Source organism: Phocaeicola vulgatus ATCC 8482, from assembly GCF_000012825.1.
Lineage (GTDB): Bacteria > Bacteroidota > Bacteroidia > Bacteroidales > Bacteroidaceae > Phocaeicola > Phocaeicola vulgatus.
Genome location: NC_009614.1, coordinates 2,823,838 through 2,847,543 on the forward strand (window position 1 = coordinate 2,823,838; position 23,706 = coordinate 2,847,543).

Here is a 23,706-nt window from a genome sequence, read left to right on the forward strand (position 1 = left end):
TTGGATAAACTCCGTTCTGCTTTATTGAATATTGTATCGTTGGGGGGCATGCAATTTTATATTTTAGGTTATTCTGCTGTGTGCGATTTACATTATAATAATATTCACATTTTATTTGGGTGCAAAGTTCTATATTTGGTACTAAAAAGAAGTTGCGTATTTAAAAGATTTGTTTGCATATAATCAGTTCTTTCTTTTATATCTGCATAAAAAGGTTTCCTATTTTTCTAAATGTTCGTTTTGGGATAGTTTTAAATGGTAGATGCTTTATATGATTTTACAGAGGGGTATATGTGATAAGTTTTCCATATATTGATGGTGGATTATGATTAGGTTTTGTGATATTTGTTATTATAGATGTATAGAAACTCTTAAAATAGATCCATATACCGAGATCAGGAAACAAACTTATTATTAGCTTTAGTGTGTATGATGGAGATAACTATATTCATAATCTTTAGGATGCGGGATGTTTGTTTAATCGTTTGCAGAAACTGAATATGTTTCAAGAGAAGGTGTATCTCTTGATTCTTCTCCTTTTTTACGTATTTCGTTAGGAGTAGCTCCGATATTTCTTTTACAGTAGGTTGTAAAATGGGAGAAAGTCTTGAAATGATAGTCCAGCATTATTTGTTTGATGGGTAAAGTACTTTTTTTTAATTTGAATTCAATTTCATAAGATGTTTGTTTTTGTAACCATTGATATGGTGTATCTCCATGGAAGTTTTTTTTGAATAACTGTGTGAAAACAGTATCATTATATCCACATAAAACAGCTAGTTCTTTGGCTGTTCTGCAAGCTTTGTAATGTGTCATGACGGATACGAAGAATTGAAGGTCGTTAGATAGCGCATCACGGAAAATGGAGGCAATTTCATTCTTCTTATAGCAAATTTTAAATAATGAGAACAATTCATATTCTTTGGCTCGATGTAAGTCGGGAATTTCTGTTCCATTTTTCATGTAATCGACCAGCAAATCTAAGTAGGAACGCATTAACGGATAAATGGGAAGGACTTCTACCGGTTTTACTTCTTCGATGGATATATCTTGCAGATACTCTATTGTTCTGCTATGTAGATAAGGAGCCACAATATTACATGCATGAATGACAAGTTGTACTTCATCCATTGCCTTGATTTTACATTGATGCAGGCTGCTGATGAAGAAAAATTCATTCTGCATTGCCATCAGAGGCATGGATTCTATATGATCTCTGAATAGGCATAATGATCCTTTTAGAACAAAACAAACTTGAAATTCATGGGTTTCGTTCAAGTTTTGGATAATCTCTCCTTTACTTATATGAAGACACCTGAATTGGCTGAATCTGGATAGCGCAAGAGGATCACGGTATAAATTCTTTAGTAAAAATAGCATTTCCATACATTATAAACATTTTAAGATAAAAAAAGTTTTGATACATCTATCCCGGACAAATATAACTTGATATTTAAAATGTTTTAAAGCTATAGGAGGAATATGCAACTAAATCATTGCTAATATGAAATTGAATCTTCTGTTTAAGAAAGAGTTTATCAACATATGAAATTATAAGGTATTTAAGGCCGGATGCTTTGGATGGTAGCTTATAAAGTGGAAGATGTTTACTGATTTTTTTTATGAGTGAATGTAAATAAGTGATTTGGAATGGAGATAAATCTAAGGATCTTTTTCTTATTGCAATGAACAATAAGGAAATTACAAATAAAAATCCGAATATAAGGCCGCTCATGTGATACTGATTACTAAGTATCGATTATATAAGTATTCCCCATCTTCGGGAGTATGGTTCAAAGTACAAAGCAACCATTGGCATAATGGATTATTTGTGTCGTGGGAACAATAGAAGTAAATAAGGAATGACGGACTACCTATAAGTAGGGTAAGTACTGTCAGAATCTCTATTGTTCTATGATGAAGTGTCTTGTTCACAGGCATTTCATGATGTGTCAATTTAATCATGCTTGCTTTTTTTACAAAATTGGTTATAGAAATACATACTGATAATACCTATTAATGGTGATAATTTTCGGCTTTATACCTAAAAATAAGTACTCATGTATTTTATGATGTATATGATTATCAGTAATAAAACCCCAATTTTTAGGTATTGTGTACTCTTGGTGGCAAGGGTAACTTTGCAACAAATTTGAAAACATAAAATAATAACTATTAATCAATAAAACTAAAGTATTATGAAATTGAAAAACTTTTTAGCGATGATGGCTATTGCATTGTGTGCAGTAGCATGTAGTGACAATGATGATAAAAAGGAAGATACCGTGATTCCGGCTCAGGAGGTTGCTGGTATTTACAATGGAACATTATCACTCTCAGTATCAGGAAATGATCAAGGAACGTCTGACAGTCAGGTGAAAATTACTGCGGAAGAAGGGGGAACTGTTCAAGTTCTTCTAGTTGGCGGTGCTGGTGAAGGAATGATGTCATTGCCGGATATTGCTATACCTGGAATTAAAGTGCATACCTCCGATAATGTCACTTATATTTTGCCGGAAAGTGCTGTTGATGTAACTGTTGGTTCTGTAAAATATACAGGAAGTTTACAAGGAACGATTAAGGATGAAAAGGCTGATCTGATCTTTACACTAAAGCCGGGAGCCATGCCTATGGCTATTACTGCGACTTTTGTAGGCACTAAATAGCATGAAAAGATATCTCTCTATTATAACCATACTGGGAATGATGCTTTTGCCATTCTCGGCATGTGATGGTATTTTGGAAGGAATATATGATAGTCCTGCTGCTTCGGATAGTAATGAATTGGGTTTTATAAGAACAGACCCTTCTACCCATTCGGGTACTATTTATATTGATGCTACTGATTATAGACGTTGGACTTTTATCGATTTCCATACACAAAAAGTAGATTCTGTAAATGTGACGGATTCTGAACAGAAAGAACCGGAGGAATGGGATATTGCTGTTCATCGTTATGATGTTAAAACCAATGCTGGAGCAGTATTGGAAACCGGTTTCACAGGTTTTTCTGCTTTACGGAATGCGGATGCGATGCCCGAAGGAGCCTATGTTGAGGATGTTTGGACTACCGCTAAGATAGCCATTGATATGTCAGGTATGATGGATGGTAATATTGTTTATATGGAATCCTATTATAATGAAGAACTATCCAAATGGTTGAATGTTGATAAAAGTAATATGCCACCTACCTATACTCTTTCAAACAAGGTTTATATGGTAAAGCTGAAAGATGGAACTTATGCGGCTGTTCGTCTCACAAATTATATGAATGCTAGTGGTGTAAAAGGCTTCATGACTATTGATTATATTTATCCGTTTGAATTGTAAACCGACATACGATATGCATAGACTACTCAGAAACGTGTGCTTGATACTGTGTTGGCTGATGGCGGTATCAGTATCAGCACAACGAATTATTTCGGGAACTGTATTTGATGAAAATAAAGAACCTCTGACGGGAGCAACAGTTTCCGTAAAAGAAAAAGTAACTTTGGGAACCACTACGGATACACAGGGAAAATACATGTTGAAATTACCCGATAATAGAGAATATACTCTACAGGTTTCATACATGGGGTATATCTCGCAGACTCATAAAGTGTCTGTCAGTAAAACAGGTAAAGTTGATTTTATACTGAAAGAAGATGCTGTAAATATGGAAACTGTAGTTGTAACGGGAACCCGTACTCCGAAACTCCTGAAAGATGTTCCCATTGTAACTCGTGTCATTACTGCCGATGAAATAAAAAAAGTAGATGCTACCCATATTGGAGATTTACTTCAGGCAGAACTGCCGGGAATTGAATTCTCTTATTCCATGGACCAGCAAGTTTCTCTCAATATGCAAGGATTTGGTGGAAATGCTGTACTTTTTCTGGTTGATGGTGAGCGTCTGGCAGGTGAGACTTTGGATAATATAGACTACAACCGATTGAATATGAGCAATGTGGAGCGTATTGAAATTGTAAAAGGTGCGGCTTCTTCACTCTATGGTTCGAATGCGGTAGGAGGAGTGGTAAACATCATAAGTAAAGTGCCTGCGGAGCCTTGGACTGTGAATCTCAATGGACGTTACGGGGCTTATAATGAGCAGCGTTATGGAGGAACAATAGGTTTCAATGTTGGAAAATTCAATAGTGTGACTAATGTACAGCATACCCAAGTAGATGAAAAAGATTTGGCAGATGGAAAAACAAATGAGGAAACGGAGGATTGGGCATTTAAAAAGGTGTATGGTGATAAAACTTGGAATTTCAAAGAACGTTTGGTCTATACTGCTAATGACCATCTGAAACTGACGGCACGTGCCGGATATTTTTTTCGTGAACGTGAGAAGTCACAGACTAGTAAAGACCGTTATCGAGACTTCAGTGGTGGGGTGAAAGGAAATTATGTATTGGATAAAGATAAGGATCTGGAAATAGCTTATTCTTTCGACCAGTATGATAAGAGCGACTACTTGCCGCAAGACGCTAATGATGTACGTGATTATAGTAATGTACAACATTCGGTTCATACTTTTTATAATCATACTTTTGTCGGTAAGCATATTCTCACCGTGGGTGGTGATTATATGCGTGATTATTTAATGTCCTATCAGTTTGCCAATAATGGAAGTAAACATCAGTATACAGTGGACGGCTTTGCACAGTTTGACTGGAACCCGACGAAATATTTCAATGTCATCACAGGATTACGTTTTGATTATTATTCAGATTCCGATATTAATCATTTCTCTCCCAAATTAGGACTGATGTATAAAATAGGAAACTGTTCATTGAGAGGTTCCTATGCCGGTGGTTTCCGAGCTCCTACTTTGAAAGAAATGTATATGAATTTTGATATGGCAAGTATTTTTATGATTTATGGTAATCCTGACTTGAAGCCTGAAACCAGCCATAATTTTTCTCTTTCGGCAGAATATATGAAAGGTCGTTATAATTTGACGGTGACAGGTTTCTATAATGTAGTTGATAATCGTATCACTACGGCGTGGAGTGAGGCGTTGAAAGGGCAGGTATATACCAATATATCAAATATCAGGATATCCGGTGCCGAGGCAAATGCTTCCGTCAAATATCCTTGTGGACTGTCGGCACGTTTATCTTACGCCTATACACACGAGAATATAAAGAAAGGGCAACCTGTCATTTCAAGTACTCGCCCGCATACGGCTACTGTCCGTCTTGAGTATGACAAGCATTGGAAGAACTATGCGTTTAATGTTGCTTTGAACGGACGCTTTCTGTCCAAGGTGAATACGGAGGAATATACTTCGAACACTTCTTATGAAGAAACTGAGAAGGTGACTTATCCGGCGTATACAATGTGGAAGCTTACGTTGTCTCAGAAAGTATGGAAAGGTGTTGATATGACTTTGGCGGTAGACAACCTGTTTAATTATGTCCCTTTCCGTTATTATAATAATTCGCCTGCTACTAAAGGAACAACTTTTTCAGCCGGTTTGTCATTGGATATAGAACAATTGTTCAAATGAAATTTGGCTGCTAATACTAAATAAACTATGTGATTTAAATAAAGATATGAAGAAGAAACAATTATTGATTGGCGGAGGGATAGCAGTCATCTTGCTGCTTTTGTTTGGTGTATGGAATCTTTGGTTCAGTGCAACTAAAGTGGCTTTCATCAACTATCAGGTAATCAGTTTAGGGCAGATATCTAAAGCTAATGACAATTCATTTATTAAAATCAGTGAACTGAGCACAGATGATCTGAACCGATTGGCCGGTTATGATATGGTATTTATCAATGCCATGGGATTAAGGATTACTGAAGAGCAACGTGCGCAAATACAAAAGGCAGCCGATGGTGGTCTGCCGGTATTGACTACTGCCGCTACCAATCCTGCAAACAAGATTATTTCATTGGATTCCATCCAAGCGGATACATTGAAACATTATCTGTCTAATGGAGGACGTCGTAACTATCGCAGTATGCTGAATTATGTGCGTGTGCATATTGATAAAAAACTATTCTCTGTGTCTGAACCGGAAGCCGTAATGAAACGTGCCGATGATGTGCTTTATCACATGGATCCAAAGAAACCCGAAGACGAAGAGTTGGGTTTCAATACGGTAGCCGGATACAATACTTTTCTGCAACATAACGGCTTGTGGAAAGAGAATGCTCCGCGTATTATTGTGACCGGTCCGATGGGTGAACCTTCCGGGCTTATTGCTAAATTGGAGGAAACTGGCAATATGGTTTATCCTATACGTTCCATGCGTTCTTTTATTCAGAACCATGGAATTGATTCTGTCCGTCCGTCTGCTATTATCAATATGGCGCATGGACGTATGGGTGAACCTATTGTAGATTATCTGGCGAAACAGAATATACCGCTTTTCTCTCCATTGAATGTAAATCGCTTGGTAGAGGAGTGGGAGAGGGACAAGATGGGGATGAATGGCGGCTTTATGTCACAAAGTATTGTTACTCCCGAGATAGATGGAGCTATCCGTCCGTTCGCTCTTTTTGGACATTATAAGGATGAGGAGGGTTTGCAACACGCTTATGCTATTCCAGAACGCTTGGAAACTTTTGTAGAAACAGTTAATAACTATATTGCTCTGCAGCGTAAACCCAATAGTGAGAAACGCGTTGCTATTTATTATTATAAAGGTCCTGGTCAGAATGCACTGACTGCGGGTGGTATGGAAGTGGTTCCTTCACTTTATAACTTGTTGCAGCGTATGAAACGCGAGGGCTACAAGGTGGACGGTTTGCCTACCTCTTCGAAAGAATTGGAACAGATGATACAATCTCAAGGAGCCGTATTTGGTTCGTATGCCGAAGGAGCTTTTGATCGGTTTATGGAAACCGGCAAGCCCGAACTCATAACAAAAGAACAATATGAGAGTTGGATAAAGAAATCCATTCGTCCTGAAATGTATGCCGAAGTAATAGCTGCCAATGGTGAATTTCCCGGAGCATATATGACTACTTCCGACGGCCGTTTAGGAGTAGCTCGTTTGCAATTTGGAAATGTGGTGCTCTTGCCACAGAATGCGGCCGGTAGTGGGGATAATGCATTTAAAGTAGTACATGGAACCAATGCAGCTCCTCCACATACTTATATTGCTTCTTATCTGTGGACACAATTCGGATTTAAAGCTGATGCGTTGATTCATTTCGGTACTCATGGCAGTTTAGAGTTCACTCCGCGCAAACAAGTTGCTTTGTGCAGCAATGACTGGTCCGACCGTCTGGTAGGTGCATTACCTCATTTTTATATTTATTCCATCGGCAATGTAGGTGAAGGGATGATTGCTAAGCGTCGTTCGTATGCGGGATTGCAATCTTATCTTACTCCACCTTTTATGGAAAGTAGTGTCCGCACCATTTATCGTGAACTGACTGAGGCTGTCAAAACATACAATAATTTACTTCCGGCCGATGGGCAGGCTGTACTGTCTACCGGAAATAAAGACGCTTTGAACCGTGCTTCATTGGCGGTAAAGAAACTCACGGTGAAACTGGGCATCCATCGTGAATTGGAATTGGATAGTCTTCTTACTGTTCCTTATGCCGAGGAAGATATTCAGCGTATAGAAAATTTTGCAGAGGAACTGGCAAATGAGAAGATTACAGGTCAGTTGTATACAATGGGGATTCCTTATGAACCCATTCGTATTACTTCCAGTGTGTATGCTATGGCTACCGAGCCGATAGCCTATAGTCTGTTGGCATTAGATAAACTACGTAATCGTGCGGACGGACAGGTAGAGAAACATCGCACTCTTTTTACTCAGCGTTATTTAGAACCTGCACGTGATTTGGTCACTCGTCTGTTGGCTGATCCATCGTTGGCTTCTGATGAATTGATTTGCCGTATTACTGGCATTACTTCCGATGAACTTGCTAAAGCACATGAAATCAATAAATCCCGTAATACTCCTCAAGGCATGATGACCATGATGATGGCATTAGCTGAAGAGGCTCCGGCTGAGGCTAAAACACATGCTGATATGAGCAGTGGAATAATGCAGGCTGACCAAAGCGGATGTTCGAAAAGGAATAGCATATCCGGGTCTATGAAAGAGAAAATGAAGGAAATAGCGAAAGGTATGAATCCTGAGAAAGCTATGGAACTTGCAAAAAAAATGGGTGCAAGCCCTGAAGCTTTAAAGAAAATGGAAACAGGAATGTACAAGAGTCGTGCTGTAGGTATGAATACACTGGCCAAAGATACGGTTACAATGAAAACAACTTCTCGAGGAAAACGTGAAAAAGCGGATAGTGATAAATTCGGAGGCATGGAAGCGATGATGAAAGCTATGATGTCCAAGAAAAAAGAATATTCTAAAGAGGAGATGAATTTTGCTTTGGCTGTCGTGGAAGTAGAACGTACCTTGAAGAATGTGGGCAATTATAAGAGTGCTCTTTTGGAAAGTCCGGAAAGAGAATTGACCTCTATGGTGAATGCGTTGAACGGAGGATATACGCAGCCTTCACCGGGTGGTGATCCCATCGCCAATCCTAATACATTACCTACAGGACGAAATCTTTTCGCTATCAATGCTGAAGAAACTCCGTCGGAATCTGCATGGGAAAAAGGAAAACAATTGGCTGACAACACTATCGAAATGTATCGCCGTCGTCATAATGACTCTGTTCCTCGTAAAGTAAGTTATACATTATGGAGTGGAGAATTTATAGAAACCGGCGGTGCTACTATTGCACAGGTGCTTTATATGCTGGGTGTAGAGCCTGTTCGTGATACGTTTGGGCGTGTGACGGATCTTCGTCTGATTCCTTCTGCTGAATTAGGCCGTCCTCGTATTGATGTGGTAGTGCAGACTAGCGGGCAGCTGCGAGATATTGCCGCTTCACGTCTGTTTCTTGTTAATCGTGCCGTAGAGATGGCTGCCAATGCTAGAGAAGATCAATTTGAAAATCAAGTAGCAGCAGGTGTTGTGGAAGCTGAACGTGTATTAATAGAAAAAGGTCTGACTCCAAAAGAGGCCCGTGAAATGTCTACTTTCCGTGTGTTCGGAGGAGTGAATGGTAATTATGGTACGGGTATACAAAGTATGGTGCAATCTGGTGACCGTTGGGAAAGTGAAAAGGAAATCGCCGATGTTTATTTGAATAATATGGGTGCTTTTTATGGTAGTGAAAAGAATTGGGAAACTGTTCGCCAATTTGCTTTGGAAGCTGCTTTGACACGTACGGATGCGGTTATTCAGCCACGTCAAAGCAATACATGGGGTGCATTAAGTCTGGATCATGTGTATGAGTTTATGGGAGGTATGAATCTTGCTGTCCGTAATGTGACCGGTAAAGATCCTGATGCGTATCTGAGCGACTATCGTAACCGTAACAATGCCCGTATGCAAGAGGTGAAAGAAGCTATTGGTATAGAGAGCCGTACCACAATATTCAATCCTGCTTATATTAAGGAAAAAATGAAAGGGGAGGCCGGCGCAGCTAATACTTTTGCTGAGATTGTGCAAAATACGTATGGTTGGAATGTCATGAAACCTCAGGCTGTTGATAAGGAAATGTGGAATGAGATATATGATGTGTATGTAAAGGATAAATTTAACTTGGGAGTGCAGGATTATTTTGAAAAGCAGAACCCTGCCGCTTTGGAAGAAATGACTGCGGTAATGATGGAAACTATCCGTAAAGGAATGTGGCAGGCTAGCGGGCAACAGATAGCGGATATTGCCAAACTACATACCGATTTGGTGAATAAATATAAACCGTCTTGTTCTGGTTTTGTTTGTGATAATGCTAAATTACGTCAGTTCATAGCTTCTAAAACGGATGCACAGACTGCATCCCGGTATAAGGAAAACATCAGTCAGATACGTGAAGTTGCTGCTTCAAAAGAGCAAAAGGGTATGGTGATGAAAAAAGAAGAGATGAATACAGTCGGTACGGAACAACAGACGAATACGGTAAGCAATACTGTTGTTTGTGTTGTAGTGGTGGCTGCAGTTCTTGTTTTAATTGTATTGGTGCGTTGTCGCCGTAAAAAAATGCAAGAATAACAGGCTATGGAAACAGTTGTAGTTGTTCTTATGATATTGGTCTGTTTCAATTTTATGATGAAACAGACATTTCGTAAACGAGGATCGGTTGCAGCAATAGCTGTTGTAGCCACCCTCTTTGTGGGACTGATGTGGCCATATGCTATTCAGCAGTCTAAGACACAGATTGCTGATTGGTTGGCAAATGTCCAATTGATGCTTGACACTTCGGTTGTGCTTACAGTGGAAGTTGCCTTACAGATGGCTTTTTGTATGTTGGCTGTTCATGTGCTTACTACAGGGCCTGTTAAGAAACGTACTCTTTTGGCTTACCGTGCTTTACGTTGGTTTCCGGGGATTTTGATATTTCCTGTCTTGTTTAGCGGATTGGTATATCTTATCTTCTCTTTTCCGGGTGTTTCCTTTTCTCTTGTCGCATGGAGTATGGCGGCAGGTGTATTGATATTGATTTCTGCAGGCACATTGTTTCTTCGTTATCTTTTGCCGGAAAAGGAATTACGGTTGGAGCTATTGTTCCTCACTAATGCATTGACCGCCATATTGGGAATTATTGCTACTGTAAATGGTCGTACCGCCGTAACAGGTGTAAGCGAGGTGGATTGGGGGGCATTGACCGGCTTGATAATTATGCTGGCAGGTGGAGGACTCATTGGATTGGTTATATATAAATATAGACGAATAAAAACAAACATTTAAAACTTACTGACATTATGAATCTTATATCAGACATTCTGTTTTGGATTTCGAACGGACTTTTAGTCCCTGTTGTTGTATTGCTTATTATTCTTTTCATCCGTTCGCTATTATTGATAGGCAGTTTTTTCGGGCAGTATCTGGCTATTCGGCGTACGGATGCGTTGTTGCGTCAACAGCTTGATACATTGACTATAGATACTTTGTCCGAATTGGAAGGCAAACTTCCTGTGAAGTCTAACTCGTTGGTCATTGCGTATATCCGTCGGGTGTTGGAGTCAAAAGACCGTCCGGCACATGTGCAGCGCCTGTTGGCTGATTTTGAAATTACTGCTGATAAGGATTTGGCTATTTCAAAAACATTGACCAAGATGGGACCGATGCTTGGATTGATGGGTACATTGATTCCAATGGGACCTGCTTTGGTGGGACTTTCTACTGGTGATATCGCTTCTATGGCGTATAATATGCAGGTCGCTTTTGCTACGACTGTAGTTGGTCTGTTTTCTAGTGCTATCGGTTTCATAACCCAACAGGTGAAGCAACGCTGGTATTTACAGGATATGACTAATCTGGAATTCCTTTCTGAATTGCTCACTGAAAAACGTACAGCTTGAGATGAAACGTAATTTATTAAGAAAAGAGGAGGATAGTGACCCGATGAGCGTGGTCAGCAATCTGTTTGATGTGGCGATGGTGTTTGCTGTAGCGTTAATGGTGGCCTTGGTTACCCGTTATAATATGACTGAAATGTTTAGTCAGGAAGATTTTACGATGGTGAAGAATCCGGGTAAGGAAAACATGGAAATCATAACCAAGGAAGGGCAGAAGATTAACCGTTATACCCCTTCTGAGGATCAGGATGTCAAAAGCGGCAAGAAAGGAAAAAAGGTGGGTATTGCTTATGAATTGGATAATGGAGAAATCATTTATGTACCCGAAGAATAAACTTGTATAAAGGAAAGGGAGGATAAAGTTAAAACTAGAACTTGCCATTTTATATAGCCAAACAGAATTTATTTGAGAAATATAGGGCAAATAAAGTAACTTGACTTCGTGAGCCAAGTAAGTTAAGTGAAAGTGTCAAGTAAGTTAAGTTACTTGCCCAATGCACTTAAGTTACTTTTGAAGCTATCGGGGATTCATCCATCCTATTTCCCACAAGTTAATTCTGTTCGGCTTTTAGTTTGAAGTACCTTTATTACATACATATGTGTGGTCCGATATATATATATGTATGTAATAAAGGTATTTTCCCTTTTTCTAGTATCGGTTGATAACTTTTTTTGCTTTGTTTACGGCAGTGGTAGGAGAAATCTTATCCATGCTTGATTCATCAAACATTTTCAAGGTTTTGTCTATATTCTTAATAGCTCCTTTATTGCCTTTTTCTTCAAATTCTTCTTTCAGAATGCGTACTTTCTCAAAAAATTGTATTCCTTCTGTCAGGCGTTCCAGCCGGATGGATGAACGGGCGCCCGGATAAATCATATACGTGTCTCCGGCAGCCCAAGCTGTGAAACGGCTGTCTTGTAGGGGATTTTTCACCCAGCTGTTTAAAGCCCAACGAAGATATCCGTCCAGATTTTCTTTCGCACTATGCCATGCCAGCCATTCAGCTTCGGCAGGTTCGCTGAAAGTGAAAGTGTTGGGGCGGGGCTCTGTGCAGCAGGTATAATAAGTAGTTACTTTGCCTGCCTTCCGGCGCGCTTCAATCTCTTCGGGAGTAAATTTCTCGGCAATGGTGATACAATAATCATTCAGATCATCCAATAGTTCTTTGTGATAAGTTCCTGCCAAAGAAACTTTAAAGTCTTTATCAGCCTTACGGATCACTTTCAGTGTTTCCTGCATGTCCTTCATCGGGCGTTCGTCCATCGCAATGTGAGTGATATCGAACCAGCCTTTTGCTTTCAGATGCTTTGAGAAATCTTGCAGCATATTCATCCAAAATTCTTCATAAGCAACTTCACCCGGTTTGGCGTCCAAAAATTTGAAAGAGTTGCTGGCCTGATCAAAATATTGGAAAGAAAGGCGCCAGGGAACCATAGAATAGCAACTGATTTGTTTTTTGACACCAAGATCCATCATAAATTCCACCCACTTGTCGAATACGGTATAGTCAAAATACCAGGTTCCATCCGCTTTTTTCAACCAAGTGACCATGCTTTCAAAAGCATCATAGGTCTGTCCGTTCCAAGGCTTGTGCATAATGGAGGCTGTGATTACCTTACCACCTGCATCGGCATACAGTTTCATCAATGGGCGCATCAAATCGAAATGTTTTTTGCTGAACGGTTCCACATTGTAGTAACGGGATACTGCATAAGGGTTCTGCCATAAATCCAGATGGAAAGCCCATTCGGAAGGAGGAGGCAGAGTACGGTTCTTCACTTGGAGGTTCAGTTTTAATTCAGACAAGGTGATACCGTCGGCTTTCACTGTGACGGTTCCTGTGTATTTCCCGGCTTTAGTGCCCTGAGGGATGTTTACGCTGATCCATCCCCCTTGGGTGGAGTTGGCGGGAAGGGTTAGAGTAGGAGTGATATGGTCTATTACATCTGCTACTAAAGTTGAGTCAAAATCAGCACTGTTTCGATAGCCGCATGCGCCCAAACCATCTTTGTTCAGTTCATCGGTTATAACGTAACGGACAAAGCCTGTTCGGATATTCTCTTTACTGATGGTTGCACTGCCTGAGGTTAAATCGCTGACCATGAAAGTCAAGTCATTTAGCACTTTGGGAGTCCATACTACCAGTTGGGCTGAAATTTTCTCACCTTTCCATGCAGTAAGATTCATACTTTTCTGCGCACTATGGATGGGAGCCGGTTCCTCTTTCTTATAGCGGATGTCTGTGCTTCCCCAGCTGATTTGTGGAGCTGTAACTTTCGCCCATAAAGCGGGGTTGGTGGCAATAGGATTGGCTGCTTCCTGATAATATTCGGAAGTTTGGGCGTTCATACATACTGTTGACAACAGGAGAGCGCCTAGAAATAGGAGTTTTTTCATAGGTTATATAATAGTTAGTTGAAGTTACAAAGGTAACTCAGGGAGAGTTAATTTCCAAATAGGAACGGTGGAGTTTGCATAATTGCATAGGAATATTTATTTTTGACGAGTTATAATAATAAGGAAGATAGAGATGAAAAGAATGGTAAATGTGCTTTTTGCTGGTGTACTGGCTATGACTGTACTGTCCTGTGGCGAAGAGAAAAAAGGATATACTCTGAATGGAGAAATATCGGATGTTAAAGATGGAATGGTGTATCTGAAAAAATATCAGGATAAATCGTTCATAGCTGTGGATTCGGCTGTGATTACTGACGGTACTTTCAAATTTGAAGGTGTTTGTACTGAGCCATTGGCTTATGGGCTGACTACGTTCAGGGATAGCAAACGTCCGTTGGTATTCTTTTTAGATAACGAAAAGATGCAGTTGAAGATGAATGAATCAGAAAAGATACTGACTGTGACAGGTTCTGCCATTAATGATCTGTATGCACAAAATGCTCCTTTGACTCGTCAGGATGGATATAGCATAGATAGTCTGGTTGCTGTTCACCCGGCATCTGCTGTTACCCCTTATTTCATAGTGAAGGATTTCGCTTATAAGTTGAATCTGGAAGAAATGAAGGCATTGCGTGCCAAACTGGATGCTTCATTGGATGAAACCATGTATGTCAGTCAAATAGATGGCTTTATCAAGCGGATGAAAGATATTCAGGTCGGTGCTGTGGCTCCGGATTTTACATTGCCCGATGTAGACGGTAATCCTGTCACATTATCCGGTTTGAGAGGAAAATATGTACTGATTGATTTTTGGGCTTCCTGGTGTCCTGATTGTCGCAAGGAAAATCCGAATATTGTTGCTGCCTGGAATAAATACAAGGATAAGAATTTTACTATTTTAGGAGTTTCTTTGGATCGTAAGAAAGAACCTTGGTTGGCCGCTATTGAGAAAGATCAATTGGCATGGACTCATGTTTCAGACTTGAAGGACTGGAAATCGGATGCAGCCGTGCAGTATGCTATTCGTTGGATTCCTATGAATTTCTTGTTGGACCCCAATGGGGTGATCTTGGCTGTAGGATTGGAAGGGGAGGCTTTGCAACAAAAGCTGGATGAGGTTTTGAAATAACAAGTTTGCTGTAAGATTATGAAAATAAATGTACCAAAAGCCAGGGGTTACTGTTGGTTCTCCATTGGCTTTTGATACATTTTGTTGTCTTTGTTCACATCATTGTTCTTTCTCTTTAGTCATTATCACGTCCGAAGGAACAGAAAATCCTATCAGTTCTGTATATTCATCCGGTTCTTCAAGGGCTAATCCTAATTTTTCATCCAGATGCCAACGAATTTTATCGGAAGAAAGCAGAAGTATTTTTCCGCCTAATATCCCTTTTCCGCCGAAGTGCTTCTTCCGTTGGTCGTAAAATAAAACTCCGACTCGATTAGGATCAATGTAGTCCAAACTGGTAGCATTGTTTGAAGCCCAGATAGAAAAATCTTGAGTTCCCTTTTTTTTGTCCAAGTGCCAAATAGTATCTCTGATACTAAAATAGTTTTCTACAATTATTCCCTTCACTGATAGAAAATATCCTCCCATAAGACCATTTATAATCATGTGTTGATCCTCTGCATATCCTTTTTTAAGAACTATTTTAAAAATCGTATCATTTGACTGATACATCCAAGTCCCGATATAAGCATCCAAGTTTTTTGTTGGAGCAATTTCCTTTTGGGCAAAACTAACTGTGCTGATAAAAAACAAACACAAAACAAATTCTATTCTTTTCATGACTTTTCTTTTTATTGGTTACATTCCATATTTACAGATTTCCCATTAGAAGCTAGTTCCTGAGCATTCCAAGTCGGATTGCTTTCATCAATATTCGAACTAAACATCACTGACAGACCGGAGTTATTGCGATCTAAAAATTTAAGCAACTGACCTATACATTCATCAACTCCCCCTCCGCTTGCACCAACTATATAAGCGTTCCAACTTTCGGAAAGTTCACCATTTCGAACTTTGGTAGCGAAAGTATTAAAATCTGTTGGAGAAGTTATCATAATACTCATACATCCGAACTCTGAAACTACTCCATAAGTAAAATTCTCTGATTTCACATATCCTTGTTGGTATCGTATAGCTAAAGCCTTTAAATCTGCCCATGAAGTAATCATAGAGCCTGTAGGGTGGGAATGGTACCATTCCATGATTTCTTTTCCTGCTATTTGATCATTTGTGAATTTGGCACTTCCTGATTCTTGTACGTTCGGGAAAATAGTTTGCCCGTCTGAAGTCTGTATAAAGCCTTGCTCCACAGTATTGCCTGCGGAAAATGTTTTTCTATACACATCTTTTATACGCGATTTAAATGCTGCGTCCTGCGACAATGTTTTAGCACGTTTACAAGGAGTAGGAGGTGTTTCAGGAGGATTTGAAGGAGGATTATATCCACCACCTCCGCCATCCATTTCGTCATCATCCAATGAAACGCAAACTTCATGATACTCAGGATGTAAATACTTGTCGCAAATTACATCGATGCCGGGCAGCCCCAGTTCATGATCCCAAACGATATCATTATGACAATTCCGCTTTTCCATCCAGTCTATTTCCGTATTACATACGGATTGTCCTCTTCCTCTTTGCAAACTCATACGGTATCCTTCCTCTGTTCCCGGAGAAATGGAGGCTGTTATTTTCCCTGATTCATATTTCCAACCATTTACCAATCCATAATTGAAATTGTAGAATAAAACTTTTCCATCAAAATCAGCTTCACGATGTAAATAAGAATTGTTTTCAAAAGAGGTGGTATGCATCAAATAATCATAAGTACCTATGAATACCATGATGAAGTTGTAAATCTCACCTGTTTCTAGATTCTTCAATATTACCATGCGTACTACATTATATATTTTATCCAAATCATCTTGTAGTTCATATTTTTCTTTTGTCTCGTTATCCATAAAAAATGTACTACCGCTTGTCATTAGAGTTGTTTCGACTACCTCTAAATCTCCTTTTCTACTTTCTTTAGCCTTGTTCCAATTAGGCTTTGCTGGAATTCGCCCGTCAGCACTTAAGGACCTAACTGTAGTAGCTGAGGGATTGGTGGCATTATACCATTGTTCTGCTTTAGCAATGGTCAATTCTTTATTGCTGTCAAAAATAACTTCATCAGTTACATTGGAGGACCATTCATCTTGCCAACATGAATAAACTATCATACTGACAAAAACCAAAATGCCAACAATAGAAATTTTTCTTTTAAGTGTTTTTCGTTTCATAGTATCTATTTTTGATTTGTGGTTAGTATGGGTTGAGAATATTTGCAATAATATCAAAAAAGTAACTTTACAAAACCCTTAAGTAAAAAGATAGTTATTAGAGAGCCTTTATTTAAAAGCCTTCGGCTTCGAAGCTATCTTTTTTTCGAAAGTATCTGTAATAAGCGTTAGTGCCCCATCTCCGGTAATATTACAAGCTGTTCCGAAACTGTCCTGTAATGCAAAAATCGTAAGTAGTAATGCCGTTCCGGCTTCATTAAAGTGAAGAACAGAGATGATTAGCCCTAAAGAGGCAAGTACTGTTCCCCCCGGTACTCCCGGTGCACCGATGGCGAATAATCCTAATAACAGGATGAATAAAGTAATTTGTAATATACTGGGCATACTTCCATAAAGCATTTGGGATACAGTGAGTACAAATACGGTTTCTGTCAGGATAGAGCCGCATAGGTGTATATTGGCGAATAAAGGTATCGTCACATCACTGATTTCTTTTCGAAGGATAGGGCTTTTGCGGGCACATTCCAACGCCACTCCCAGCGTAGCTGCTGAAGACATTGTACCTAATGCTGTGAGGTAAGCAGGACCATAGTATTTCAATACCTGCCAACTATTTTTTCTTGAGTAAACAGCTGCAATGAAATAAAGCAATGACAGCCAGATGAAATGACAAACAATAACAACTATCAATACGGAGAGGAATACCGGTAACTGCTTCGTAACAGCTCCCTGATAGCTAAGAATGCAGAAGTTAGCGGCAATAAATACGGGAAGTACGGGAAGCAGTACTCTTTTCACCAATTCAAGTACCATCTTTTGAAAAGTATCCAGTAGTTTTGATATTTCATCCGATTTAACCCAAGCAGTAGCAAGTCCTATCAAAGCTGCCAGTACAAGGGCCGTCATAACATTCATGACCGGTGGAATATCTATTTTTAGTAAATTTTCCGGCAATGCTTTCAGTGTATTGGCATCATCGGCTATATGCAGAAAAGGAATCACATTGTAACCTACGGCTGCTCCGAAAAAAGAGGCTCCGATAGATGATAGGTAGGCTATGCCGAAAGCGAATAAAAGCATCTTTGATGCATTGCTGCGCAAATGGGCAATAGAGGGGGCTATGAATCCCAGAATAATAAGGGGAACCAGGAAAAATATAATCTGTCCCGTGATGTGCTTTATACAGATAACGACTTCCAGCACTGCGTCATTAACAACAAAGCCTGCCAACAGTCCGATAATTACGGCAATAAGCAGTTGTACGATAGTATTACTTAGAAACTTTTTCATATATTTTTTTCAGTTAAACGATGAATATCCGGAAAAAGTTTGCTGTATAGGTATGTTATTTCATAGCTTGAACAAAGATAGAAAAATAAAATAGAATGCCGTATGAAAAATAGAAAAAGACGGGAAACATAACGCTCCCCGTCTTACAAAGTCTTTTTGCCTTATGCTAATACCTTGATTAAGTGAAACATTTAGACTCTCTCTTATAAATAATCATTATTATTGGAATATGAATTAAAAGTTGTTTTTACCTGTGTCCCACCATAGCCGTGTACCGCCATTGTCTGCACCACCAAGAGCCGTACACAGATTTTTATACTGCTCAGGATCTTTTTTGGCATCATCTTGTGAGAAGGGGAGGCGGCGAATCATGATGTCTGTATCAATTGTACCATTGCTGTTGTTGGTTTGTACTTTGAATAATTTCGGATATCCGGTACGGCGCTGTTCTGCCCATGCTTCCATGCCTTCTGGCCAGCAAGCAATCCATTTTTGAGTGATAATTTTTTCAAGTTGTTCTTCTTGATTAACTGCATCGTCAAAATTGGGAGTGGTGGTTATTAATGCTTTCATGTCTTTTCCGGGGCCTGCTGCGTAATTAATGTAATCTGTCGGTTTACCTTTACTTGTCAGATATAGGCTTGCATCTCCGGCGCCCCATTGGCTGAATGAAGTTTGGACACCGGCTTCATAACATTGCTTTGCGCTTTCGTTTTTCGGATTGATACCTCGTAAAGATGCTTCAGCACGTAAGAACCAAGTTTCTGCTGCTGTCAGAAGAACGGCGGGTGTGGATGCTGTGATTGTTTGGGTGTTGATAAAGGAATAGCTTTGGTAATAATTGGGGTCACCGTCCTTGGCATATACTCCTTGAGGTACTCCTAGATATTCCTCTGTATGCTCTGCCAATGTCGCCGGATTATAATATATACTGATGCGTGGATCTTCATAACCGTTTAGGACAGAAGCTATTGTTGCTCCCATATAGGTTTCTCCCCAACCGGCAACACCTGCTAACGGGTTTTGATACCCCTTACCGGAGATTTGTATGTTTTCATCAGAAGATTCTATGACACCATAAGAGTTTTCTAATGCTTTTTGGGCTTCACTGGTAGCAAGTGTCTTATCTACATTAGATACGCGCATAGCTAGACGAAGACGTAATGAATTGGCAAATTTTATCCATCTGCTGGCTGTAGGACAATTGCACATATTAATGCTTTTCACGCCATCTTCTTTGCCGCCTTCTTTCAAATAAGTATCCAATGCGTCTACAGCTTTATCCAGATCATCAAAGAATGCTTTATAAGCTTCTTCCTGGGTATCAACAGAGTTTGTTTCGTTTTTTCCGAATTTAGAATAGACAATAGGGCCATAAGTATCAGTTATACGGTGCATGGCTTCTACTTTTAAAATAAGGGTTGCACCATAAAAATGTTTGTATTTGGCTTCATCTTGTGTAATTAATGTTGATTTATGGGCTACTGGAAATATATAATTATAAGTATAATTCCACGCACTGGCTGTCCATCCGGCCTCTAATGCATATACTGTATTTTTATCGCTGAATTTGGAGGCAAAATCATGAAAATATCCTGAGAACATATCATGATTCAAGTTTTGGAATGTCTGCCAAGGCCAAGTGGTGCCTTCTCCCCAGTCGTAGTTAAAATAAATACCTTTTTGAATTGTCTCAAAGTTAGTAGTGTATTTTTGGAAATCATATTCTTTTACAGTATCATCAAAACTACCGTTGATTTTATTGTCAGATTCGAATCCGTCTGTGCATGAGGCTAAACTCAGAAGGCTTCCCACGCATAAAATTGAAATATATTTTGAACTTTTCATAATGTCTTTGTTTTAAAATTAGAATGTAAATTTAACGTTGAAACCAATATTACGTGTAGTCGGCATGCCGAAAACATCAACGCCCTGCAGAGTATTACCTACTGATAAAGTTGCATCCGGGTCAAATGGAGCATCTTTGTACAAAAAGAATAAGTTACGTGCAACCAATGTGAGATCTAATCCTTTGATGAATTTGGTTTTGGCAAGGAGGGTTTCCGGGAATGAATAGCCTAGTGTCAATTCTCGTAAGCGTACATTCGTTGCATCATACATATAGTATTCTGAGATGCCGTTACGTCCTCCGACTGTACCATAGAAGTTAGGAACATCTTTGAATTGGATGCCTTCATATTCCACATAACCGCGATCACGGGATTCTCCGGATTCTTTGCTGACTCCCATTGCGTCAAGATGTGCTTGTGTCAATGACATGACATCTCCTCCGATACGTGCATCAATCAAGAAATACAAAGTAAATCCTTTGTAAGTAAAGGTATTGCTCCATCCTAATAAAGCATCAGGATTAGCATTGCCTAGTAAAGTATTGTTACCTGTAACTTTGATTGGATTTCCTGTCTCGTTTAATTTAATCTTACCATTTTCATCTCTTTCGAATCCGTTTCCATAAATATCTCCCAGTTTCCCACCTTCTTTTACCCACATGTCATAAGCCATGGAGAATCCTTCAGAACCGTAGCGGAATGATTTATAATCCTTGTGTAAGGAAACAACTTTGTTTCTGTTCATGGACATGTTTACAGCGGTTTTCCAACGGAAATTTTCATTCATCAAAGGAGTACCCTCTAGTGTCAATTCGATACCAGTGTTACGAATTTTACCTGCATTGATATAACGGAACGCATAAAGTGAACCAGCCGGATTGGCTACTCTTAACAGTTGGTTCTTTGTATCTGTACGATACCATGTAAAGTCAATTCCGAAGCGATTATTGAAAAACTTCCATTCTGTACCGAATTCAATGGAAGTACTGATTTCCGGTTTCAAATCACCACGTTGTTCTATATCGTTTGTTTGGATACTTCCACCACATTGAATGATATCAGCTAAATTGGTGATGCCGATGGGAAGGTCATTGCCGACCTGTGCAAATGAACCACGGAATTTTGAAAAATTGATCCATTCCGGTAGTTTGATGCTGTTGCTCATAATCCAAGTCAAACCTACTGACGGATAGAAAAATCCATTTTTCATACTTTCTGTGTTTGCCAGGGTGGAAGACCAGTCATTACGTGCTGTAATATCTAAATAAATAGCATCTTTCCAACCCACTTGTGCTGTACCAAATAAAGATTGTATAGTACGTTTCGCATCAATTGTTTGGTTGATATATCCCTTTGAAGAGAATATAATATTGGAAACGGTAAATACATTAGGACGATATAAAGATGCTGTTTTGGAGTCGATCATTAAAGAATTGGCTTTGCTGACGTTAATGCTGGTTCCTAATGCGGCATTGATGGAAAAATCACTAAAGGTTTTGTTGAACATGGCCATGAAATCACCATATACTTGGAAGTTTTGTTCATCCGACCATACATAGCGTCCGTTAGGTAACCCTGTTTCATCATTTTTTCCGGCAATGTTTGCTGCTGTTGATGCATACATCTTGTTGTCAAACTTATCACTTACATAGTCTACATTCCCGCGTGCCTGGATACTTAACCAGTCAGTTGCTTTTATATTTGCACTGATAGAAGCTAATGCACGGTAACGTTTACTCTTGTTGGTCACACGATTTTTTATCCAGTACGGATTCTGATCCCATTCGCTGAATGAGCCGTCTTCATTTTTTGTATACCAATTCTGTAAGTTCATATTGCGGTCAGTATCGAAAACTTCAAAGTTTTCAGCGTAGGGAGCCAGATCGGCACCACGGGGAAAAGAATACAAGCCAACCAGCGGATTCAGATAATAACCACCTCCGACAGGAGTATTACGGATAGTTTGTGTCATCAAACTGGCATTTCCGTCCAATTTTAAACGATCATTAAAGAAACTGGCTGTTTCACGGAAAGTAATATTGTGCTTTTGAAGCTTATTTGAGTCCACGATACCTGTTCCCCGGGTATTGGCATAAGAAAAGTAAGTTTGCATTTTGTCATTACCTGTTTGGAAGGTTAAAGAGTTGATGGCTGTAATACCATTGCCAAACCAATTACCTACGTTATCATAGTCTGTCAGATTTCCTTTGTCGCCCCAACTGCTGGTACCATCGGCAGTTTGTCCATAATTGTTTTGAAATTCCGGCAGGCTGACAGCATGGTCTACTGTCAGGTTAGAGGAGAATGTAACTCTTGACATACCGGCTTTCCCTGATTTTGTAGTAATTAAAATAACACCGTTGGCAGCTTGGGAGCCATAGAGAGCAGCGGCAGATGCACCTTTTAATATACTCATACTTTCAATATCATCAGGGTTCAAGTTGGAAACACCGTCACCAGAGTCATGGTTGACCCCGTCATTTTCACCTCCCATAACGGTGGCTGTTGATTCTGTTGTGATATTCAGCATAGGAACGCCATCTATGACATATAACGGTTGGTTGTTACCACTGGCGAATGCTGAACGTGCACCACGGATAGATACTTTTGCCGAACCTCCCAGACCGGATGAACTCTTTGTTATTTGCACACCGGCAGATTTACCGGCTAATGAATTGATCATATTAGCGTCCTTTACTTTATTCAGTTCGTCACCATTCAGTTGCTGAGTGGAATAAGTTAAAGAGGCTTCTTTCTTTTTAATACCCATAGCGGTTACTACAACAGTTTCCAGTTTCAATGCATCATCTTCCATTTTAATGGTAAAATTAGTCTTTCCGTTTACTGGAATTATGACTTTTTTATAACCGATATAAGATATAACCAGTTGTGCATCAGCCGGAACTTCTAACGTAAAGTTACCGTCAATATCGGTAATTGTACCGTTAGTAGTACCTTGTTGAATAATGTTTGCACCGATAATTGCTTCACCTTGCATATCAGTTATAGCACCTTTAACAGTGATTGTATTTTGCTGTTTTACTTCCTCACGGGCTATATTGCTTTCTTTTGTCAAAACAATGTTTTTACCTTCCATAACATAAGTGATACCAGTTCCGGAAAAAACTTCATCTAGAATTTCGGATACGGCTTTATTTTTTGCGTTGATTTTTACCTTGCGGCTTAGATCTACATTTTTCTTACTATAGACAAACAGGTAATTAGTTTGTGATTCGATGGCAGAAATCAATTGGGCTACCTTCATGATGTTGGTATCCAGACTGACTTTGGCGTTCTGAGAGTGTACATCCATACTGAATGCGCTGAATGCTGTGGTTAACAGAAGAATTAAGGTGATCTTCATAGTTCGTAATATTTGTTTAAAAGCTAAACTTTTTGGGCATAAGTACCCTTCCAAAGAAATTTTTCTCATATCTTTGTAATGTGTTAAGTTAATAAATTTGATTAAGGTCAATTGTTAGCTGTCGAATCGGGGAGTATGGGGGTACTTTCCGATTCTTTTTTCAAAGGTTTTTATGTAATCATAA

Annotated in this window: 16 protein-coding genes; 8 read left to right on the forward strand and 8 right to left on the reverse strand. The window is 39.4% G+C overall.

The window, feature by feature from the left end:
- Positions 1 to 477: 477 nt before the first annotated feature.
- A complete protein-coding gene (locus BVU_RS11025) occupies positions 478 to 1,386 on the reverse strand; it encodes a helix-turn-helix domain-containing protein (RefSeq protein ID WP_005848809.1) in 909 nt (302 codons plus the stop codon).
- A gap of 345 nt (positions 1,387 to 1,731) precedes the next feature.
- Positions 1,732 to 1,965 carry a hypothetical protein gene (locus BVU_RS21630; protein ID WP_016270013.1) on the reverse strand — a complete coding sequence of 78 codons (234 nt, stop codon included), beginning with the start codon at positions 1,963 to 1,965 and terminating at the stop codon, positions 1,732 to 1,734.
- A 233-nt stretch (positions 1,966 to 2,198) separates the two neighbouring features.
- Here BVU_RS21630 and BVU_RS11030 point away from each other — a divergent pair, with 233 nt between their 5' ends.
- From BVU_RS11030 to BVU_RS11060, 7 genes are read left to right on the forward strand one after another with little or no spacing between them, the layout of a single operon-like run.
- Complete coding sequence (locus BVU_RS11030) at positions 2,199 to 2,666, forward strand: calycin-like domain-containing protein (protein WP_005839054.1); 468 nt, start codon at positions 2,199 to 2,201, stop codon at positions 2,664 to 2,666.
- Between the two features lies 1 nt (position 2,667).
- Positions 2,668 to 3,330 carry an HmuY family protein gene (locus BVU_RS11035; RefSeq protein ID WP_005839056.1) on the forward strand — a complete coding sequence of 221 codons (663 nt, stop codon included), beginning with the start codon at positions 2,668 to 2,670 and terminating at the stop codon, positions 3,328 to 3,330.
- A 13-nt stretch (positions 3,331 to 3,343) separates the two neighbouring features.
- Entirely contained in the window at positions 3,344 to 5,500 is a 2,157-nt protein-coding gene (locus BVU_RS11040; RefSeq protein ID WP_005848805.1) for a TonB-dependent receptor, read from the forward strand.
- Between the two features lie 46 nt (positions 5,501 to 5,546).
- Entirely contained in the window at positions 5,547 to 10,022 is a 4,476-nt protein-coding gene (locus BVU_RS11045; protein ID WP_011965511.1) for a cobaltochelatase subunit CobN, read from the forward strand.
- 6 nt (positions 10,023 to 10,028) lie between these two features.
- The gene (locus BVU_RS11050) at positions 10,029 to 10,718 is read left to right on the forward strand and encodes a hypothetical protein (RefSeq protein ID WP_005839062.1); all 690 of its coding nucleotides are present in this window, start codon (positions 10,029 to 10,031) and stop codon (positions 10,716 to 10,718) included.
- A gap of 14 nt (positions 10,719 to 10,732) precedes the next feature.
- Positions 10,733 to 11,332, forward strand: coding sequence for a MotA/TolQ/ExbB proton channel family protein (locus BVU_RS11055; protein ID WP_011965512.1), 600 nt, complete (start codon positions 10,733 to 10,735; stop codon positions 11,330 to 11,332).
- Between the two features lies 1 nt (position 11,333).
- Positions 11,334 to 11,663 carry a DUF2149 domain-containing protein gene (locus BVU_RS11060; protein WP_005839066.1) on the forward strand — a complete coding sequence of 110 codons (330 nt, stop codon included), beginning with the start codon at positions 11,334 to 11,336 and terminating at the stop codon, positions 11,661 to 11,663.
- 315 nt (positions 11,664 to 11,978) lie between these two features.
- Here the strand turns inward: BVU_RS11060 and BVU_RS11065 are convergent, their stop codons facing one another.
- Positions 11,979 to 13,727, reverse strand: coding sequence for a DUF4091 domain-containing protein (locus BVU_RS11065; RefSeq protein ID WP_011965513.1), 1,749 nt, complete (start codon positions 13,725 to 13,727; stop codon positions 11,979 to 11,981).
- A gap of 133 nt (positions 13,728 to 13,860) precedes the next feature.
- Between BVU_RS11065 and BVU_RS11070 the strand changes: the two genes are divergently transcribed.
- On the forward strand, positions 13,861 to 14,856 hold the full coding sequence (locus BVU_RS11070) for a TlpA disulfide reductase family protein (protein ID WP_011965514.1): 996 nt from the start codon (positions 13,861 to 13,863) through the stop codon (positions 14,854 to 14,856).
- A 99-nt stretch (positions 14,857 to 14,955) separates the two neighbouring features.
- Here the strand turns inward: BVU_RS11070 and BVU_RS11075 are convergent, their stop codons facing one another.
- The 5 genes from BVU_RS11075 to BVU_RS11095 form a co-directional block, all read right to left on the reverse strand.
- Positions 14,956 to 15,516 carry a DUF6705 family protein gene (locus BVU_RS11075; RefSeq protein ID WP_005839072.1) on the reverse strand — a complete coding sequence of 187 codons (561 nt, stop codon included), beginning with the start codon at positions 15,514 to 15,516 and terminating at the stop codon, positions 14,956 to 14,958.
- Positions 15,517 to 15,527: 11 nt separating this feature from the next.
- Positions 15,528 to 17,018: a hypothetical protein gene (locus tag BVU_RS11080; RefSeq protein ID WP_011965515.1), complete on the reverse strand. Its 1,491-nt coding sequence runs from the start codon at positions 17,016 to 17,018 to the stop codon at positions 15,528 to 15,530.
- 108 nt (positions 17,019 to 17,126) lie between these two features.
- The gene (locus BVU_RS11085) at positions 17,127 to 18,308 is read right to left on the reverse strand and encodes a dicarboxylate/amino acid:cation symporter (protein WP_008668046.1); all 1,182 of its coding nucleotides are present in this window, start codon (positions 18,306 to 18,308) and stop codon (positions 17,127 to 17,129) included.
- Between the two features lie 234 nt (positions 18,309 to 18,542).
- Positions 18,543 to 20,156, reverse strand: a complete 1,614-nt coding sequence (locus tag BVU_RS11090; protein ID WP_011965516.1) for a SusD/RagB family nutrient-binding outer membrane lipoprotein — start codon at positions 20,154 to 20,156, stop codon at positions 18,543 to 18,545.
- An 18-nt stretch (positions 20,157 to 20,174) separates the two neighbouring features.
- On the reverse strand, positions 20,175 to 23,591 hold the full coding sequence (locus BVU_RS11095; RefSeq protein WP_041174449.1) for a TonB-dependent receptor: 3,417 nt from the start codon (positions 23,589 to 23,591) through the stop codon (positions 20,175 to 20,177).
- Positions 23,592 to 23,706: the final 115 nt, after the last annotated feature.

Excerpts from the sequence above, each read along its gene's own strand:
- BVU_RS11050 (WP_005839062.1), top strand. The coding sequence starts at position 10,029 with ATGGAAACAGTTGTAGTTGTTCTTATGATATTGGTCTGTTTCAATTTT.
- BVU_RS11075 (WP_005839072.1), bottom strand. The coding sequence starts at position 15,516 with ATGAAAAGAATAGAATTTGTTTTGTGTTTGTTTTTTATCAGCACAGTT.
- BVU_RS11030 (WP_005839054.1), top strand. The coding sequence starts at position 2,199 with ATGAAATTGAAAAACTTTTTAGCGATGATGGCTATTGCATTGTGTGCA.
- BVU_RS11045 (WP_011965511.1), top strand. The coding sequence starts at position 5,547 with ATGAAGAAGAAACAATTATTGATTGGCGGAGGGATAGCAGTCATCTTG.
- BVU_RS11070 (WP_011965514.1), top strand. The coding sequence starts at position 13,861 with ATGAAAAGAATGGTAAATGTGCTTTTTGCTGGTGTACTGGCTATGACT.
- BVU_RS11095 (WP_041174449.1), bottom strand. The coding sequence starts at position 23,591 with ATGAGAAAAATTTCTTTGGAAGGGTACTTATGCCCAAAAAGTTTAGCT.
- BVU_RS11040 (WP_005848805.1), top strand. The coding sequence starts at position 3,344 with ATGCATAGACTACTCAGAAACGTGTGCTTGATACTGTGTTGGCTGATG.
- BVU_RS11085 (WP_008668046.1), bottom strand. The coding sequence starts at position 18,308 with ATGAAAAAGTTTCTAAGTAATACTATCGTACAACTGCTTATTGCCGTA.
- BVU_RS11060 (WP_005839066.1), top strand. The coding sequence starts at position 11,334 with ATGAAACGTAATTTATTAAGAAAAGAGGAGGATAGTGACCCGATGAGC.
- BVU_RS11080 (WP_011965515.1), bottom strand. The coding sequence starts at position 17,018 with ATGAAACGAAAAACACTTAAAAGAAAAATTTCTATTGTTGGCATTTTG.
- BVU_RS21630 (WP_016270013.1), bottom strand. The coding sequence starts at position 1,965 with ATGATTAAATTGACACATCATGAAATGCCTGTGAACAAGACACTTCAT.
- BVU_RS11065 (WP_011965513.1), bottom strand. The coding sequence starts at position 13,727 with ATGAAAAAACTCCTATTTCTAGGCGCTCTCCTGTTGTCAACAGTATGT.
- BVU_RS11025 (WP_005848809.1), bottom strand. The coding sequence starts at position 1,386 with ATGGAAATGCTATTTTTACTAAAGAATTTATACCGTGATCCTCTTGCG.
- BVU_RS11035 (WP_005839056.1), top strand. The coding sequence starts at position 2,668 with ATGAAAAGATATCTCTCTATTATAACCATACTGGGAATGATGCTTTTG.
- BVU_RS11090 (WP_011965516.1), bottom strand. The coding sequence starts at position 20,156 with ATGAAAAGTTCAAAATATATTTCAATTTTATGCGTGGGAAGCCTTCTG.
- BVU_RS11055 (WP_011965512.1), top strand. The coding sequence starts at position 10,733 with ATGAATCTTATATCAGACATTCTGTTTTGGATTTCGAACGGACTTTTA.